General features: G+C 73.3%; 13 protein-coding genes. 9 read left to right on the top strand and 4 right to left on the bottom strand.

The window, feature by feature from the left end; genetic code table 11:
- Positions 1–6 precede the first annotated feature (6 nt).
- Positions 7–1,593, top strand: coding sequence for an MFS transporter (locus ACFY4B_RS25885; protein ID WP_074002839.1), 1,587 nt, complete (start codon positions 7–9; stop codon positions 1,591–1,593).
- Between the two features lie 131 nt (positions 1,594–1,724).
- On the top strand, positions 1,725–2,417 hold the full coding sequence (locus ACFY4B_RS25890) for a DUF899 domain-containing protein (RefSeq protein ID WP_387971461.1): 693 nt from the start codon (positions 1,725–1,727) through the stop codon (positions 2,415–2,417).
- Positions 2,418–2,482: 65 nt separating this feature from the next.
- On the opposite strand, the gene ACFY4B_RS25895 is transcribed toward ACFY4B_RS25890, so the two are convergent.
- On the bottom strand, positions 2,483–3,115 hold the full coding sequence (locus ACFY4B_RS25895; RefSeq protein WP_241852903.1) for a streptomycin biosynthesis protein StrG: 633 nt from the start codon (positions 3,113–3,115) through the stop codon (positions 2,483–2,485).
- 156 nt (positions 3,116–3,271) lie between these two features.
- On the bottom strand, positions 3,272–3,952 hold the full coding sequence (locus tag ACFY4B_RS25900; RefSeq protein WP_117486082.1) for a TetR/AcrR family transcriptional regulator: 681 nt from the start codon (positions 3,950–3,952) through the stop codon (positions 3,272–3,274).
- 152 nt (positions 3,953–4,104) lie between these two features.
- Between ACFY4B_RS25900 and ACFY4B_RS25905 the strand changes: the two genes are divergently transcribed.
- The 3 genes from ACFY4B_RS25905 to ACFY4B_RS25915 all read left to right on the top strand — a co-directional run bounded on the left by ACFY4B_RS25905 (position 4,105) and on the right by ACFY4B_RS25915 (position 8,120).
- The gene (locus ACFY4B_RS25905; RefSeq protein WP_387971464.1) at positions 4,105–5,589 is read left to right on the top strand and encodes an MFS transporter; all 1,485 of its coding nucleotides are present in this window, start codon (positions 4,105–4,107) and stop codon (positions 5,587–5,589) included.
- 182 nt (positions 5,590–5,771) lie between these two features.
- A complete protein-coding gene (locus tag ACFY4B_RS25910) occupies positions 5,772–6,575 on the top strand; it encodes a TIGR03084 family metal-binding protein (protein ID WP_387971467.1) in 804 nt (267 codons plus the stop codon).
- 153 nt (positions 6,576–6,728) lie between these two features.
- Positions 6,729–8,120: an FAD-dependent oxidoreductase gene (locus ACFY4B_RS25915; protein WP_387827686.1), complete on the top strand. Its 1,392-nt coding sequence runs from the start codon at positions 6,729–6,731 to the stop codon at positions 8,118–8,120.
- A 126-nt stretch (positions 8,121–8,246) separates the two neighbouring features.
- On the opposite strand, the gene ACFY4B_RS25920 is transcribed toward ACFY4B_RS25915, so the two are convergent.
- Together ACFY4B_RS25920 and ACFY4B_RS25925 are read right to left on the bottom strand one after the other, a co-directional pair.
- Positions 8,247–9,404 carry an epoxide hydrolase family protein gene (locus ACFY4B_RS25920; protein ID WP_387971470.1) on the bottom strand — a complete coding sequence of 386 codons (1,158 nt, stop codon included), beginning with the start codon at positions 9,402–9,404 and terminating at the stop codon, positions 8,247–8,249.
- Positions 9,405–9,660: 256 nt separating this feature from the next.
- On the bottom strand, positions 9,661–10,074 hold the full coding sequence (locus ACFY4B_RS25925; protein WP_049650275.1) for an SgcJ/EcaC family oxidoreductase: 414 nt from the start codon (positions 10,072–10,074) through the stop codon (positions 9,661–9,663).
- Positions 10,075–10,353: 279 nt separating this feature from the next.
- Here ACFY4B_RS25925 and ACFY4B_RS25930 point away from each other — a divergent pair, with 279 nt between their 5' ends.
- The 4 genes from ACFY4B_RS25930 (at position 10,354) to ACFY4B_RS25945 (ending at position 15,976) form a co-directional block, all read left to right on the top strand.
- On the top strand, positions 10,354–11,586 hold the full coding sequence (locus ACFY4B_RS25930) for a cytochrome P450 (protein ID WP_387971473.1): 1,233 nt from the start codon (positions 10,354–10,356) through the stop codon (positions 11,584–11,586).
- 20 nt (positions 11,587–11,606) lie between these two features.
- Positions 11,607–12,626: an alcohol dehydrogenase catalytic domain-containing protein gene (locus ACFY4B_RS25935; RefSeq protein ID WP_387971476.1), complete on the top strand. Its 1,020-nt coding sequence runs from the start codon at positions 11,607–11,609 to the stop codon at positions 12,624–12,626.
- A gap of 411 nt (positions 12,627–13,037) precedes the next feature.
- Entirely contained in the window at positions 13,038–14,966 is a 1,929-nt protein-coding gene (locus tag ACFY4B_RS25940; protein WP_198959370.1) for a CRTAC1 family protein, read from the top strand.
- Complete coding sequence (locus tag ACFY4B_RS25945) at positions 14,963–15,976, top strand: enediyne biosynthesis protein (protein ID WP_375872994.1); 1,014 nt, start codon at positions 14,963–14,965, stop codon at positions 15,974–15,976. Before ACFY4B_RS25940 ends, ACFY4B_RS25945 begins: the two co-directional genes overlap by 4 nt.
- Positions 15,977–16,088 lie beyond the last annotated feature (112 nt).

Here is a 16,088-nt window from a genome sequence, read left to right on the forward strand (position 1 = left end):
GTACCCATGACCTCGCCGACGACCGCGGCCTCCCCGCCGCGAGCGGGGCGCCGCGAGTGGACGGGCCTGGCGGTTCTCGCCCTGCCCACACTCCTGCTCGCGCTGGATCTCAGCGTGACCTACCTGGCGCTGCCCAGCCTGACCGACGACCTCGGGGCCGGCGCCACCGAGCAGCTGTGGATCACCGACGTGTACGGCTTCCTGACGGCCGGCTTCCTGGTCACCATGGGCACGCTGGGTGACCGCGTCGGCCGCCGCAAGCTGCTGCTGTACGGCGCGGTGGCCTTCGGGATCGCCTCGGCGGTGGCCGCCTGGTCGACCAGCCCGGGCATGCTGATCGCGGCGCGCGCCGCGATGGGCGTCGCCGGGGCCACCCTGATGCCCTCCACGCTCGCGCTGATCAGCAACATGTTCCAGGACCCGCGGCAGCGCGGCATGGCCTTCGCGGTGTGGATGAGCTGCTTCATGGGCGGCGCGGCCGCCGGGCCGGTCATCGGCGGCGCGCTGCTCAGCCACTTCTGGTGGGGCTCGGTGTTCCTGCTGGCCATCCCGGTGATGGTGCTGCTGCTGGCCGTCGGCCCGGTGTTCCTGCCCGAGTACCGCTCCCCGCAGGTCCGCGGCGCGGACCCGCTGAGCGTCGCCCTGTCCCTGCTGGCGATGCTTCCCCTGGTCTACGGCATCAAGGACATGGCCCGGGACGGGGTCCAGCCGCTGGGCGCGGCCGCGGCCGTCGCCGGCCTGGCCTTCGGGGCCGTGTTCGTGGCGCGGCAGCGCCGGCTCGCCGACCCGCTCCTCGACGTCCGGCTCTTCAAGCGGCTCGCGTTCACCGCGGCGCTGGTGATCCTGATGCTCGGGGTGGCCACCCAGGGCGGGGTGATGTTCCTGATCAGCCGGTACCTGCAGTCGGTCGAGGGGTTCACCCCGCTGCACGCGGGCCTGTGGCTCGTCCCGTCCTCGCTGGCGATGGTGGTCGGGAGCATGCTGGCGCCGCTCGCCGCACGCCGGTTCACCCCCCGGGTGGTGATCGCCGCCGGCATGGGCCTCGCCGCGGTCGGCTTCGCGCTGCTCGCCGTCCTGGACACCTCGGACGGGCTGTCCCAGCTGGTGGGCGGCATCATCCTGGTCTTCCTCGGGATCGGGTTCGTGGGCGCGCTCGGCCAGGACCTCGTGGTGGGTTCCGTGCCCCCCGCGAACGCCGGGGCGGCGGCGGCGCTCTCGCAGACCAGCGGCGACTTCGGCATCTCGCTGGGGGTGGCCGCGCTGGGGAGCATAGGAGCCGCCGTCTACGGTGCCCGGATGGACGGCTTCAGCCCGTCCGGGGCCCCGGCCGGCGCGCTCCCCGACGTCCGGCAGAGCGTCGAGGCCGCCGCGCAGGAGGCCGGGCGGCTGTCCGGGGACGCGGGCGCGCGCCTGCTCGAGCACGCGCGCGACGCGTTCACCTCGGGCCTGAACGCCGCCGCCGTGGTCAGTGCCGTCCTGGTCGCCGCCCTCGGTGTGCTGGCGCTCGGCGCGCTCGGGTCGCGCTCCGCGGCCGGGGCGGTGTCCCCGGCGGCGGAGGAGTCGCCCGCACCGACCGCCACGGCCGTGGAATGACCCGCCGCAGCAGAGCGCCGCGGAACACCGCGGCACGGAACACGGCGGCACGGAACACGGCAGTACGGAGCACGGCAGTACGGAACACGGCAGTACGGAACACCGCACCGCACGAGAGGAAGAACGGCACCATGGACACGGAACCGCAGTCGGAGCTCCCCCGGGTCGTCGGGCGGGAGGAGTGGCTCGCCGCCCGCCGGGAGTTCCTGGTCAGGGAGAAGGAGTTCACGCACGCCCGGGAGGCGCTGAGCGCCGAGCGCAGGCGGCTCCCGATGGTCCGGGTCGAGGAGGACTACGTCTTCGAGGGCCCCGACGGCAAGGCGTCCCTGGCCGACCTCTTCGAGGGACGCCGGCAACTGATCGTCCATCACGTGATGTTCGACCCGGAGTGGGAGGAGGGCTGCCCCAGCTGCCGGTTCCAGATCCGGGAGATCGGGTACCTGCCGCACCTGCACGAGCGGGACACCACGCTGGTGCTGGTCTCCCGCGCGCCGCAGGAGAAGATCCGCCGGTACAAGGAGCGGATGGGCTGGGACAACATCCCGTACTACTCGTCGTACGGGAGCCGCTTCAACTACGACTTCCACGCCACGCTGGACGAGTCCGTGACCCCGCTCCTGATCAACTTCCGGACCAGGGAGGAGCACGAGGCCGCCGTCGGCCCCTGGGACATCTGGGGCCACGAACTCCCCGCGGTCAGCGTCTTCCTGCGGGACGGCGAGGAGGTCTACCACACCTACTCGACCTTCTCGCGCGGGCTGGACATCCTCCTCGCCGTCCACAACTACCTGGACCTGACGCCGCTGGGCCGGCAGTTGGGATGACCGCGCCGGTGCGCCGCCGGCCCCGCGTCACGGACGCGGGGCCGGCGGCGCCGGAGCGGAACCGGTCAGAAGACGTCGAAGTAGTCCCCGATCCACAGCCCCCGGCCGGCGTCCACCGTCCGCAGGTCCGAGGCGCGGTAGTCGGCGAGCCGGATGCAGCGGAAGTCGAAGCTCACCCGGGTCGAGTCGGTGTCGTTCACCTTGTTCCCGTGGTTCCAGCCGACCGCGTCGAAGACCAGCAGCTGCCCCACGTCGAGTTCGGTCGCCGCGTAGTCCTCCGACCCCTGCTCCCGCTCGACCCACACGGAGTTGGTCCCCCAGGCCCGGGTCAGCGGCAGCCAGAAGTTCACCTCGCCGTCGGCGTGGTGGTAGTCGCCGTCCTTGTGGAACTCGCCGACCGCGACATTTCCCGGGAAATGGATCCGGAAGGTGGGAACGCGCTGGAAGCAGAACTCGTCGGTGCCGAGCACGTCCGGCACGAAGGATTTCACGAAGCCGCGGTACAGGTCCCGGAGCCTGGGCTCGAACTCCCGGTAGAAGGCGGCGTGGAACTCCGTGGACTGGTCGGTCCGCCAGGTGAGCAGCTCCATCGGGGCGTCCGGCCGCAACGCGCTCAGGTCCTCGGTCCGGTAGATCGACCGCACCGCCGCGGCGAAGTCGAACACGGCCGGATCGTACTCGTAGGTCTTCGGCTGCATGCTCTCCCACACTCCCCGAATTCTCCTGGCGGATGGCGGACAATGCCTCCTGTTCGAGAAGCTAGCGCAGCGTCCCTTCTCCACCAAGACGTTCCGAACGGCAAGAGCACGACGGGAGAAAGCGGTCCGCAAGGAGCTCGGGCACCCGTCGCCGGACTATTCCGGCCCCGCCGCTTCCACCACCGGCACCACCTCCTCCCGCAGCCGCCGGGCCGAGGCCGCCACCGATCCGGCGGCGGCCTCCCGGGTGTCGCCGACACCGACCATCAGCCCCACCAGCTGCGCCTCCAGCAGGCGGTCGGCGTCGCAGGGCTCGATCAGGTAGCCGCCGAGCTCCAGGACGACCAGGCCGTGCACCGCCGACCACATCTGGTGCGCCACCAGTTCCGGGTCCGCCGGGCGGAACCGGCCCGCCCCGACGCACCGGGCCGCGCACTCGGTCACACCGGCCAGCGTGTAGCGGCCGTACTGGCGGTCCTCCTCGTCGAGCGAGAACCCGGCCAGCGAGGAACCGCCGAACATCACCGCGTACAGGTGGGGGTTGGCCAGCGCGTTGCACCGGTACGCGCGGCCCAGCAGCGCGAGGTCGCACACCGGGTCGTCACTGGGCCGCACCTGGGTGAAGTGCTGCTGGAGCCGGGCGAACCCCTCGTGGACGATGGCCCGCGCCAGCCCGCGCATTCCGTTGAAGTGGGTGTACAGGGCCATCGTCGAGGTGCCGACCTCGCTCGCGATGCGGCGGGTGGACAGTGCCTGCGGCCCCTCCTCCGCCAGCAGCCGGGCGGCGATGGTCACCAGCCCCGGGCGGGCACGGGGATCCGAGCGACGCGGACTCATGTCCCCAGTCAACCAAAACGCCGTGGTGCCGGAACCGGTCGCGGGTCCACAACTCCCGATCCCAGCACACTGCGAGAAGCGGCCCTCAGGACGCCCGGCGTAGCTTCCCAGTCACCCGGCGCGACCGCCGCCCCCGACCGAAAGGCCGCCCCGTGTTCTCCAGACCCCTCGGAGCCGCGATGCTCCTGTACGCGGGCAGCGCGATCGTGCTGGTCTCCTCCGCACTGGCCTTCCACCACGCCTTCGCCATGGACCCCGCGATGCCGATGCCGATGGAGATGGCGCACGCCCCGGCCGACGCCGGACGGAAGCTCGACGGCATGCCGCTGGCGGAGATGCCGGAGATGTTCACCGCCTTCGCCGGACTGCTGCTCGTGGTGGCCGGCGCCGCCCTGCGCGGACGGCCGCGCTCGGCCCCGACCGAACTCCGTGGCGGCCGGCGCGGCCGGCTGCTGATCGCCGTCATCGGTACGGCCGCCCTGACCGTCGACATCAGCAAGACCTCCACGCTGGGCTTCGTCATCCCCGGCATGCGGGCCGACTACGGCCTCGACCCCCGGACGGCCTCCCTGCTGGCGGTCTGCGGACTGACCGGGACGGCGGCCGGGGCACTGCTGTTCGGTGTGCTCACCGACCGGATCGGCCGCCGCAGCTCCTACCTGATCGCCACCCTCGGCTTCACCGCCACCAGCATGTGCGGCTCGATGCCCTCCTTCCGCGGGAACCTGCTGATGTGCGGGCTGATGGGCCTGGCGGTCGGCGGCCTCGCCCCGCTGCTGATCACCCTGCTCACCGAGGCGGTCGGCGGGCGGGTCCGCGGCTCGGTGGTGGTGGCGCTCTCCGTCGTCGCCACCGCCGTCGGCTACCTGATCGCCGCCGGCTCGGCCCTGTGGCTGGAGCCGGTGTTCGGCTGGCGGATCCTCTGGCTGATCGGCGCCCCCACCGGCGCCGTGCTGGCCGTGCTGACGCCCTTCGTTCCCGACTACGTGGCGCTCTCCGCCCCGGCGGCGCGGAGCGCACCGGTCCCGCGGCGGGACTCACGGTCCGCGCGGGCCCTCACCCACGGCCTCCAGCGGGCGTTCGCCACCCTGATCGGCCTGCTCACCTTCGGCCTCACCACCTGGGTGCCGAGCCTGGCCCGGATCGGCGGTGTGCCGGTGCGCACCGCGAACCTGATGCTGACCGTGGCGGCGGTGGTGATGGTCCCGTGCGCCCTGCTGCTGATGCTGGGCTACCGCCGGTTCGGCCCGACCAGCATGGCGGCGGGCCTGGCCACCGTCACCGCCGTGCTGCTGCTGGCGCTCACCGCCAGCGGCGCGGTGGCGCAGGTGGGCTGGATCTGCGCGGGCGCGCTGGTGGCGGCGCTGTTCTCGGTGAACTCGATGGCCGCGATCTTCCTGCCGATCGCGGCCGACCTGGCCGATCCGGAACGGCGCGGCCGGACCACCGGCTGGGTCTCCTTCTTCAACCGGCTGGGCGGCCTGTGCGGGCCGCTGCTGCTGGCGGGCCTGGTGTCCTCGGCCTCCGACGTCCTGCTGGCGGTCTCCGTGCTGGCGCTGCTGTGCGGCGCGGCCGCCTGGTACATCAGCCGCCGGAGCCGGCTCGCGGCCCCGGCGCTCGGCGCGGCGTCCGAGTGACGGGGCGCGGGTGACAGGGGCGCGGGTGACGGGGGCGCGGGGGCGGCCGGTGGCAGAGCACGGGCGGAGAAGCCCGCCGATCTCCGGGAGCAGATACTGGATTCGCCCAACTCGCCATGGTTCGAGGCGGATTGGGAGTGCGCCGGGCATCCGGCCGGTTCCGCTCAACGGAAGGAAGAGGCATGGTCGACCGACAGGACGTGATCTCCGCGCTGGTGCTGGACGGCGAGGCCGTCGACGCGCTGGTGGCGAACCTGCCCGAAGCCGACTGGGCACGCCCCACGCCGGCCCCCGGCTGGACCGTCGCCCACCAGGTCGCCCACCTCACGGCCACCTTCAGGCTGGCCGGACTCGCGGCGGGCGACCCCGAGGCCTTCCGGGCGGTCGCCGCCGGCATCGGGCAGGACATGGACGGCGCGGTGCAGCAGGCCCTCAGGCCCTACCTGGCGAAGGCGCCGAAGCTCCTGCTGGAGAGCTGGCAGACCGAGCGCCGGGCCGCCGAGGAGGCCCTGGCGGCCGTTCCGGCGGACCGGCCGCTGCCGTGGCTGGTCCGCCCGCTGACGGCCCCCGTGCTCGCCGCCGCCGGCATGATGGAACTGTTCGGCCACGGCCAGGACATCGCCGACGCGCTCGGGGAGCGCCGCGAGCACACCGACCGGATCCGCTACCTGGTCGAGTTCGCCGTCCGCACCTGGGACTTCGGCTACCAGGCCCGCGGGCTCACGCCGCCGGAGACAACGTTCCGTTTCGAGATCACCGCTCCGTCGGGCGCTCGGTGGGAGTTCGGCCCCGCCGACGCGGAGCAGCGCGTCAGCGGACCCGCCGTCGACTTCTGCCTGCTGGTGACCAGGCGCCGGCACCGCGACGACCTCGCCCTGACGGCCCGTGGCGAGGACGCCGAGGCCTGGCTCGACCTCGCCCAGGCCTACCGCGGCCCGGCCGGTCCGGGCCGCACGCCCGGCCAGTTCCGGTCGACCGGGCACTGACCGGGCACTGACCGCAAGCGCCACCGGGTCCGCGGCACCGGGCGGGGGTGCCGCGGACCCGCGCGCACGCGCGCTCCGGGCGAAGGCCGACAGCGCGGCGGCGCACCAGCACGGGGACCGCCACCCGTCCCACACCCGACAGAAGGGACCGTCATGGGCACCCGTACCGACGAATGCGCCGTGGTTCTCGGCGGAAGCATCGCAGGCCTGTTGGCAGCGAGGGTGCTCGCCGAGTCCTATCCCCGGGTCGTCGTCGTCGAACGCGACCGGATCCTCGGCGTCCGCGGGCCGCGGCGCGGCGTCCCGCACGGCAACCACGCCCACGGGCTGGTCGCCCGCGGCCACCAGATCATGGAGTCGCTGTTCCCCGGCCTCACCGACGAACTGGTCGCCGCCGGGGTGCGGCCCGGCGACTTCAGCGCCGACATCCGCTGGTACTTCAACGGGCTGCGGCTGCGGCCGGCGCGCACCGGCCTGCCGTCCGTGCCCGCCACCCGGCCGGTACTCGAACACCATCTGCGCGAGCGGGTACGGGCGCTGCCGGAGGTGACGTTCCTGGAGGAACACGACGTCATCGCCCCGGTGACCGACACCACCAGGCGCCGGGTCACCGGGGTCCGGGTGCAGCGGCGCGCCCCCGGGAGCACGGAGCGCACGCTCTCCGCGCACCTGGTCGTCGACACCACCGGCCGCGGCTCGCGCACCCCGCGCTGGCTGGCCGACCTCGGGTACGAGGCGCCCCCCGAGGAGCGGATCGAGATCGACCTGGCGTACACCACCCGCCACTACCGCCTCAAGGGGGATCCGTTCGGCAGCGACATCGCCATCATCCCCGCCGCCACGCCCTCGCACCCGCGCGGGGCCTTCTTCTACCGGGTGCCCGGCGAGGACAACCGGGTGGAGCTGTCGGTGACCGGGATCGTGGGCGACCACCCGCCCGTCGACCCCGAGGGGTTCCACGCCTTCGTCCGCTCGCTGCCCGTCCCGGAGATCCACGAGGCGATCCGCGACGCCGAACCGCTCGACGAGCCCCTGCGGTTCCGCTTCCCGGCCAGTGTCCGCAGGGACTACCACCGGCTGGAGCGCTTCCCCGCGGGGCTGGTCGTCCTGGGCGACGCGGTGTGCAGCTTCAACCCGGCCTACGCCCAGGGCATGACCTCCGCCGCGCTGCAGGCCCTGGTGCTGCGGCGGCACACCGCCGGGCGGCGGCTGCCGAACCCCCGGGCCTACTTCCGCGACGTCGCGCGGGAGATCCGGGCCCCCTGGTCCTTCGCCGCGGTGACCGACCTGGGCTACCCGGGCGTCGCGGGCCGCCGCACCCCGCAGACCCATCTGGTCAACCGCTACGCCGCGCTGGCCCAGCGGGCGGCGGTCCACGATCCCCGGATCACCGAGGCACTGGTGCGGATCGCCGGACTGGTGGCCACCCCGCAGTCGCTGATGCACCCGCGCACCCTGCTGCGGGTGCTGCGCGCCGCCCGCCGACCCGTCCCGCCCCCGGCCGGCGCCCACGCGGGCGCTCCGGAGCTCTCCGGCCGGAACTGAGCCGTCGGCGGCCGATCGGAACGGGCCGCCCGCCGGAACAGCCGCGCCCGCCGGTACGGCCGCCCGCCGGAACGGCCGAGCCCGGCACCGGACTCCCGGTGCCGGGCGACTCCGTGGACGGTCCGCTCAGCGGACCCGACGCGCGAACTCCCGGACGTCGTCGACGAACAGCCCGGGCTGCTCCAGGGCGGCGAAGTGCCCGCCGCGGTCGAACTCGGACCAGTGGGCGAGGGTCGGCAGGATCCGTTCGGCCCAGCGCCGGATCGGCCGGACCGCGTCCTCGGGGAACACCGCCACCCCGACCGGTGCGGACAGCGGCCAGGGGCCGGCCCAGGTGCGGAGGAAGTCGGCGTCCAGCCGGTTGGACTCGTAGTAGAGCTGGGCGCTGGAGCCGGCGGAGGCGGTGAACCAGTAGATCGCCACGTCGGTCAGCAGCCGGTCCCGGTCGACGACGTCCTCGGGAACCGTCCCGGCCGCCGTCCACTCCATGAACTTCTCGACGATCCAGGCGAGTTGGCCCACCGGCGAATCGGTCAGGCCGTACGCGAGGGTCTGCGGCCGGGTGGACTGGATCTTCCGCCAGCCGGCCCCGTCCTGCTCGAAGTACCCGGCGAACTCCAGCCGGGCCCGGTCCGCCTGGTCCAGCCGCGCGAACTCGGCCGGGTCCTGCGGCGGGAAGGTGGCGAGCATGTTGAGGTGGACGCCGGCCACGTGCTCCGGGTCGGCCAGGCCCAGCTGCAGCGAGACCGGCATGCCCCAGTCGCCGCCCTGGACGAGGTACCGGTCGTAGCCGAGCCGGCGCATCAGCTCGGCCCAGGCCCGGGCGACCCGGGCGGTGTCCCAGCCGGCCTCCCGGGGGTGGCCGGAGAAGCCGTAGCCGGGCAGCGAGGGTATGACCAGGTGGAACGCGTCGGCGGGATCGCCGCCGTGGGCCCGCGGATCGGTCAGCGGGCCGATCACGTCCAGGAACTCCGCCACCGAGCCGGGCCAGCCGTGGGTGACGACCAGCGGCAGGGCGTCCGGCTCCGGCGAGCGGACGTGCAGGAAGTGGACGTCCACGCCGTCGACTTCGGTCAGGAACTGCGGGAAGGAGTTGAGGTGCGCCTCGGCCTTGCGCCAGTCGAAGCCGGTGCGCCAGTACTCGGCCAGTTCCTTCAGGTAGCCGAGCGGCACGCCGCGCCGCCAGCCGGCGCCGGGGAGTTCGCCGGGCCAGCGGGTGGCCGCGAGCCGGCGGTCCAGGTCGTCGAGGGCTTCTTGCGGGATGTCGATACGGAAGGGACGCATCCGAGTCCTCTCAGCGGGACCGTGCGCCGACCCGGGCCGGCGCCGGAGGGGTGGCGGCCGGCGTACCGGCCGGTCCGTGCGGGGGTGCCGCAGCCGTACGGCACCGTCCCGCACGGCACTGTACCGGCCGCGCGGCGCCCCGGAGCGTCGATCGGCCGGGCCGCCGGGGGAGGGCCGGCGGTCGGTGCGGAGCCGGGGCCGCCGCGCGGTCTCCGGGGAGAGAGCGGGCGACGGCCCCGCCGCTCCGGCTCCGGGCTCAGGCGGCGACGGGGGTGTTCTGGTACGAGGCGATCCGCCAGTCGGCGCCCTGCCTGGCCAGCACCCAGGTCGCCCGGATCGCCCGCTCGGGCGTCACCTCGGTGTCCCCGGGGGCCAGTACGCCGCCCTTGGTGACCAGGACGGCCACGTCGTCGGCCAGCGGGCGGACCGACTGCGGCTCACCGGTGACCTGGGTGCCCTTGAACGGGCCGGCGAACGCCTGCGCCATGAAGGCGCGGATCTGCTCGCGGCCGGTCAGGTAGACGTCCCCGGGCAGGATCAGTGTCGCGTCGTCGGTGAAGACCGAGGCGAAGCCGTCGGCGTCGTGCCGCGCCCAGGCCGCGATGATGAGTTCCGGGACGGCGCGCAGCGCGGCGACGTCGGCGGCGGTGGGCGGGGGAGTGGCGGACATGGCTCTCTCCTTATCCGGCGGTTCCCGGCCGCGATCACCACGGCCCGGTGACGGCCAGCGTCACACCGGGCCGTCGGCCGCCGCATCTTCCCGATTGCGCTGGGCGGCCGCCCCGCCGCCGGGCGGGGGGACGCCGCAAGCCGGGAGATGCGGGCACCCCGCGCGGGTGCCAGCCTCGACAGGGCCGGTCAACGGCCCTGGCCCCGCTGCCGCGTGGCCCCGCGACCCGGCGACTCCCTGACTCCGCCCGCGCCCCGCTCCGACCGCCTGGAGGCTTCCGTGTCACTCCCCGCCCCCGTCGTCATCGACCGAGCCGGACGTGACATCCACGCGGAGGGCGCCCGGATCCGGGCGAACGGCCCGGTCGCCCGGATCGAACTGCCCGGTGGCGTACCGGCCTGGTCGATCACCGGCCAGGACGTCGCCCGGCGGGCCCTGGCCGACCACCGTCTGTCCAAGGACCCGCGCCGGCACTGGGCGGCGTTCGCCGAGGGCCGGATCGGCGCGGACTTCCCGCTCATCGGCTGGGTGCTGATGGACAACCTCACCACCCGCTACGGCGCCGACCACACCCGGCTGCGGCGGCTGACGGCCGGCGCCTTCACCCCGCGCCGGGTCGAGGCCATGCGGGCCGAGGTGGAGAAGGCCGTCGAGGAGCTGCTGGACGACCTCGGCCGCCTCGCGCCCGGCGAGGTGGTCGACCTCAAGGCCCGCTTCGCCCATCCGATGCCGGCCCGGGTGATCTGCGACCTGTTCGGCGTGCCGGCCGGGGACCGTGAGCGGATGCTGCGCGGCGGCGAGGTGAACGTCGACACCACCATCACCCCGGAGGAGTCCGCGGCCAACGTCGAGCGGTGGCACCGGGAGATGCTGGAGTTCGTCGAGGGCAAGCGCCGCGACCCCGGGGACGATCTGACCAGCGACCTGGTCCAGGCCCAGGAGGAGGACGGATCCCGGCTGAGCGACTCCGAACTGGTCGGCACCCTGCACCTGCTGCTCGCCACCGGGACCGAGCCGGTGATGAACCTGCTCGCCAACACCGTCCGGGCCGTGCTCACCCACCCCGACCAGCGGGCGCTGCTCCGGTCCGGCGCGGTGGGCTGGGCGGAGGTGATCGAGGAGAGCCTGCGCGCCGAGGCGCCGGTCGCGCACCTGCCGTTCCGCTTCGCGGTGGAGGACATCGAGCTCGGCGGGGTCACCATCGCCAAGGGGGAGCCCGTCCTGATCAACTTCGCGGCGGCGGGCCGCGACCGCGCCGTCCACGGGGAGGACGCCGACGCCTTCGACGCCACCCGGGCGAACAAGGAGCACCTCTCCTTCGGCCACGGCGTCTACCGCTGCATCGGCATGCCGCTGGCCCGGATGGAGGCCGAGACCGCCCTCACCGCGCTGTTCCGGCGCTTCCCCGACCTCGAACTCGCCGTACCTGCCGAGGAGTTGGCACCGCAGGCCACCTTCATCATGAACGGTGTCCAGACCCTCCCGGTCCGGCTCGGGCCGCGGAGCAGTTGACAGGAAAGGTGGTTCGGCCGATGTGGGCAGCCGTCGTACCCGAGGCCAAGGCGCGCTGGGAGCTTCGCGAGATCCCCACCCCGAGGCCCGGTCCCGGCCAGGTGCTGATCCGGGTCCACGCCTGCGGGGTCTGCCACAACGACCTGCTGGTCAGTCAGGGCGTGTTCCCCTTCCCGGCGTTCGCTCCGGTGGTGGTCGGGCACGAGGCCGCCGGCGAGGTCGTCGAGGTCGGCGCCGGGGTGACCGGCCGCCGGGTCGGCGACCGGGTCGGCGCCACCTGGGTGCAGGCGACCTGCGGCCGGTGCGCGTACTGCCGGCTCAACCTCCCGCTCTCCGGGCAGTCCGGGATGAACTGCCCGGAGGCCGTGATGAGCGGCCTCACCGTGCAAGGAGGACACGCGGAGTACGTCGCGGTGGCGGCCGCGAGCACCGTGCTGCTGCCGGACGCCGTCCCGTACGAGACCGCCGCCCCCGTGCTGTGCGCGGGCTACACCGCGTGGAGCGCGCTGCGCGCCGCCGATCCCGGACCGCGCGAACGGGTCGCGGTGCTCGGGATCGGCGGACTCGGCCACCTCGCCGTGCAGTTCGCCCGGGCCGGCGGCTTCGAGACCGTGGCCGTCACCAGCTCGCCGGACAAGCACCGGCTGGCCCGGACCCTGGGCGCGGACCACGTGGTCGCCGACGGTGACGGGCTGCGGGCGATCGGCGGCGCCGACGTCGTCCTGGTGACCGGCACCTCCTACCGGGCCGCCGCCGGGGCCCTCCAGGGGCTGCGGCCGAACGGCCGGATGGTGCTGGCCACCATCGACCCGGTCGAGCCCTTCGCCATCCCGCCGACCAGCCCGTTCTGGGCGCAGCGCCAGCAGGTGATCGGCGCCACCCACAACGGCCTCGACCGGCTCACCGAGGCCCTCGACCTGGTCGCCTCCGGGGCCGTCACGCCGCTGGTCGAGACCTTCCCCAAGGAGCGGGTCGCCGAGGCGCTGGACCGGGTCGAGCGGGGTGAGGCGCGCTTCCGCGCGGTCGTCACGTACGCCTGACCGGCGAACCGGTGAACCGGCGGACGGGGGAAGTCATTCCCCCCGGTGAACCTCCCGTGAGTTCTGGAAGCGCCCTTCCGCGGCACGCGCGCGGGAGGGCGCTTCGTCGTGCGGCCGCGGGCCGGCCGACGTTCCCGGCGGCTGCCGCAATTCCTCCCGCTGAGCAACGGGGAAGTAGCGATTCCGAGTGCTTTGCGTACATCCTCGTACAGTAGACCCGCGCGTGACGTGCCTATCGCCGGCGCATTTCGGGTCGTGAATTCCGTCATCCCGAACCTTCCTGCCAGCAGGGGGTTTTGGCCGCGTCCTGCACTCGGCGCGGGCACGGGGTCGTATTCGATCCGTCGAGAGGGGAACCCGGTGGCGTACCGTGAACGAATCCGCAGACTGATTCCAGGCCTGGTGGTGATAATGGTGGCCACCTCGCTGTTCTTCGCCGTACGGACCTCGGTCGCGGCGGCCGGGGCGGAGGAGGTCGCGAAGCAGTACGGCTTCAAGGAACTGCCCATCGCGATGCCGCCCGGCTACGAGCAGCGGCCGATGCGGACGGTCCGGACCGTCAACCCGGCCTACCAGAAGATCCGTTCGTGGATCTCCTCGGTCGGGGCCAGCATCGCGATCAACGACCTGACCGGGCACGGCGTGGCCGACGGCATGTGCATCGTCGACACCAGGACCGACAGCGTGATCGTGACGTACACCCCGACCGCCCGGCCGGCCGACCGCTTCACGCCCTTCGTGCTGGACGGCAGGCCGCTGCCGATGGACGACACCATGGCGCCCACCGGCTGCACGCCCGGCGACTTCAACGGCGACGGCCGGATGGACCTGCTGGTGACGTACTGGGGCCGCACGCCGATCCTGTTCATGGCCAGGTCGGACGCCACGACCCCCGCCGCGGCCTCCTACGTGCCGCGCGAGCTGGTGCCCTCGGAGTCGCTGGACGGGAAGTACCACGGCCCGCGCTGGAACACCGACGCGGACTACGTCGGCGACATCGACGGCAGCGGGCGCCCGTCGATCGTGATCGGCAACTACTTCCCCGACTCCGACGTGCTCGACCCGAACGGGCTGAACAACGTCGTGATGAACGACTCGCTGTCCAGCGCCAAGAACGCCGGCGGCGACCACGTGCTGCGCTGGCAGCAGAGCACCGCGGGGACGGAGCCCACCGCGTCGTACGTGGAGGAGAAGGGCGCGATCCCCTACGACGCGTCGACCGGGTGGACGCTGGCCATCTCGGGCGCCGACCTGACCGGTGACGGACTGCCCGAGCTGTACATCGCCAACGACTTCGGACACGGGCACCTGCTCTACAACCGGTCCACGCCCGGGCACATCGAGTTCAGCGAGGCCAAGGGCGAGCGCACGCCGACCACGCCCAAGTCCTTCGTCCTCGGCAACGGCTCGTTCAAGGGCATGGGCGTCGACTTCGGCGACATCGGCCGCAACGGCGACTTCGACATGATGGTCAGCAACATCACCGTCGCCTGGGGCCTGGAGGAGAGCAACTTCCTCTGGATCAACAAGGCCAAGGACGAGGCCGACATGCGCCGCAAGCTCGCCGCGGGCATCGCCCCGTTCACCCAGGAGGCCCAGGAGCACGGCATGGCCTGGACCGGGTGGGGCTGGGACACCAAGATGGGCGACTTCCTCAACAGCGGCGACCTCGCGGTGCTCCAGGCCACCGGCTTCGTCAAGGGGAAGATCGACCGCTGGCCGTGGCTCCAGGAGATGGCCATGACCAACGACGACCTGCTGTCCAACCCCGCGATGTGGCCCAACGTCCAGCCCGGCGACGACATCGCCGGGGACGAGGCGATCGCCTTCTACGCCAAGACCCCCGACGGCCCGTACGTGAACATCAGCTCCCGGCTGGGCATCGCCGTGCCGACGCCGACCCGCGGCCTCGCCACCGGCGACACCACGGGCACCGGCCGGCTGGACTTCGCGGTGGCCCGCCAGTGGGGGCCGCCCGCCTTCTACGCCAACACCGCGCCGGCGCTGGGCAGTCAGCTGAACCTGCGGCTCTACCGGCCGACCGGTGAGGGCGCCGCGGGCCAGGGCCTGGTGAACACCGGGGCGCCCGCGTACGACGCCACCGTGCGGGTCACCACCCCGACCGGCACCCAGATCTCCCGGCTCGACGGCGGGGGCGGCCACGGCGGCTTCCGCAGCTTCGACGTGCGCTTCGGTCTCGGCGCCCACCAGGGGCCGGTCACCGTCGACCTGAGGTGGCGGGACGCCGCCGGGGGACTGCACGAGAAGAGCGAGCAGCTCAGCCCCGGCACGCACACGCTCGTGCTGACCGACCAGGTCCAGGAGGTCCCGAACCGATGAGCGCGAGCGTGCAACCCCGAGCCGGCGGCGCCCCGGCGGCCGCACCGGCCGCCCCCGCGAAGCCGAAGGACCCGCGGTACCTCGCCCTGCGGAACTTCGCCCTCTCGATCAGCGTGTTCAACATCTTCGGCTACACCCTGCTCGGCTTCGAGCAGCCCTGGCTGTGGCCGTTCGTCGCGGTGTTCACCGCCTACGCCTGCGAGATCGGCTTCGAGCTGATCAGCGCCTGGGCCCAGCGCCGCGCCCCCCGCTTCCGCGGGAACGGGTTCCGCGGCGTGTACGAGTTCCTGCTGCCGGCCCACATCACGGCGCTCGCGGTCAACATGCTGACCTACGGCAACAACCAGTTGCTGCCGATCGTCTTCGGCGTGGTCATCGGCGTCGGCGGCAAGCACGCCCTGCAGGCCCCGATCGCCGGCCGGATGCGGCACTTCATGAACCCGTCCAACTTCGGGATCACGATGTCGCTGGTGTGCTTCGGCTCGTGGTTCAGCATCGCGCCGCCCTACGAGTTCACGGAGAACGCGAACACCTTCTTCCGGGTGATGATCCCGCTGATCATCGCCACGGCCGGAACGGTCATCAACGCGCTGCTCACCAAGCGGACCCCGCTGATCGTCGGCTGGCTCGGCGCGTTCGCCATCCAGGCGTTCCTCCGGCACTGGATCTGGGACGTCGCGCTGTTCTCCGCGCTCGGCCCGATGACGGGTGTCGCCTTCGTGCTGTTCACCAACTACATGATCAGCGACCCGGGCACGACGCCGGTGAAGGGCCGGGCCCAGTTCGTGTTCGGCAGCTCGGTCGCCTTCGTGTACGCGATCCTGATGGTGTTCAACGTCGTCTACACCCTGTTCTTCGCCACCACGCTGGTCTGCGCCCTGCGCGGGCTCGGGTGGTGGGTCGTGCACCTGCGCCAGCGCTCCCGGCGGGCGGACGCCGCCGCCGGGGCGTCCGGGGGCGGAACGGCCGTCCAGCCGCAGCAGAGCCAGGTCGGGGCGGCCGTGGCGTGAGGCCGCACCGCGACCGCTAGGTGACACCGTGACCCCTCCGTGGGGCCGCCCGCGCGGGCGGCGCCCCGGCGCCGGGCCCCGGCCCGGGGGCGACCCCGCGGCGCCGGCGGCC

This window comes from Kitasatospora sp. NPDC001261, from assembly GCF_042896795.1.
Classification (GTDB): Bacteria; Actinomycetota; Actinomycetes; order Streptomycetales; family Streptomycetaceae; genus Kitasatospora.

What these genes read in the sequence shown, in the direction of transcription:
- ACFY4B_RS25915 (WP_387827686.1), top strand. Translation starts at nt 6,729, where the DNA reads ATGGGCACCCGTACCGACGAATGCGCCGTGGTTCTCGGCGGAAGCATC.
- ACFY4B_RS25925 (WP_049650275.1), bottom strand. Translation starts at nt 10,074, where the DNA reads ATGTCCGCCACTCCCCCGCCCACCGCCGCCGACGTCGCCGCGCTGCGC.
- ACFY4B_RS25945 (WP_375872994.1), top strand. Translation starts at nt 14,963, where the DNA reads ATGAGCGCGAGCGTGCAACCCCGAGCCGGCGGCGCCCCGGCGGCCGCA.
- ACFY4B_RS25920 (WP_387971470.1), bottom strand. Translation starts at nt 9,404, where the DNA reads ATGCGTCCCTTCCGTATCGACATCCCGCAAGAAGCCCTCGACGACCTG.
- ACFY4B_RS25895 (WP_241852903.1), bottom strand. Translation starts at nt 3,115, where the DNA reads ATGCAGCCGAAGACCTACGAGTACGATCCGGCCGTGTTCGACTTCGCC.
- ACFY4B_RS25900 (WP_117486082.1), bottom strand. Translation starts at nt 3,952, where the DNA reads ATGAGTCCGCGTCGCTCGGATCCCCGTGCCCGCCCGGGGCTGGTGACC.
- ACFY4B_RS25940 (WP_198959370.1), top strand. Translation starts at nt 13,038, where the DNA reads ATGGTGGCCACCTCGCTGTTCTTCGCCGTACGGACCTCGGTCGCGGCG.
- ACFY4B_RS25910 (WP_387971467.1), top strand. Translation starts at nt 5,772, where the DNA reads ATGGTCGACCGACAGGACGTGATCTCCGCGCTGGTGCTGGACGGCGAG.
- ACFY4B_RS25885 (WP_074002839.1), top strand. Translation starts at nt 7, where the DNA reads ATGACCTCGCCGACGACCGCGGCCTCCCCGCCGCGAGCGGGGCGCCGC.
- ACFY4B_RS25890 (WP_387971461.1), top strand. Translation starts at nt 1,725, where the DNA reads ATGGACACGGAACCGCAGTCGGAGCTCCCCCGGGTCGTCGGGCGGGAG.
- ACFY4B_RS25935 (WP_387971476.1), top strand. Translation starts at nt 11,607, where the DNA reads ATGTGGGCAGCCGTCGTACCCGAGGCCAAGGCGCGCTGGGAGCTTCGC.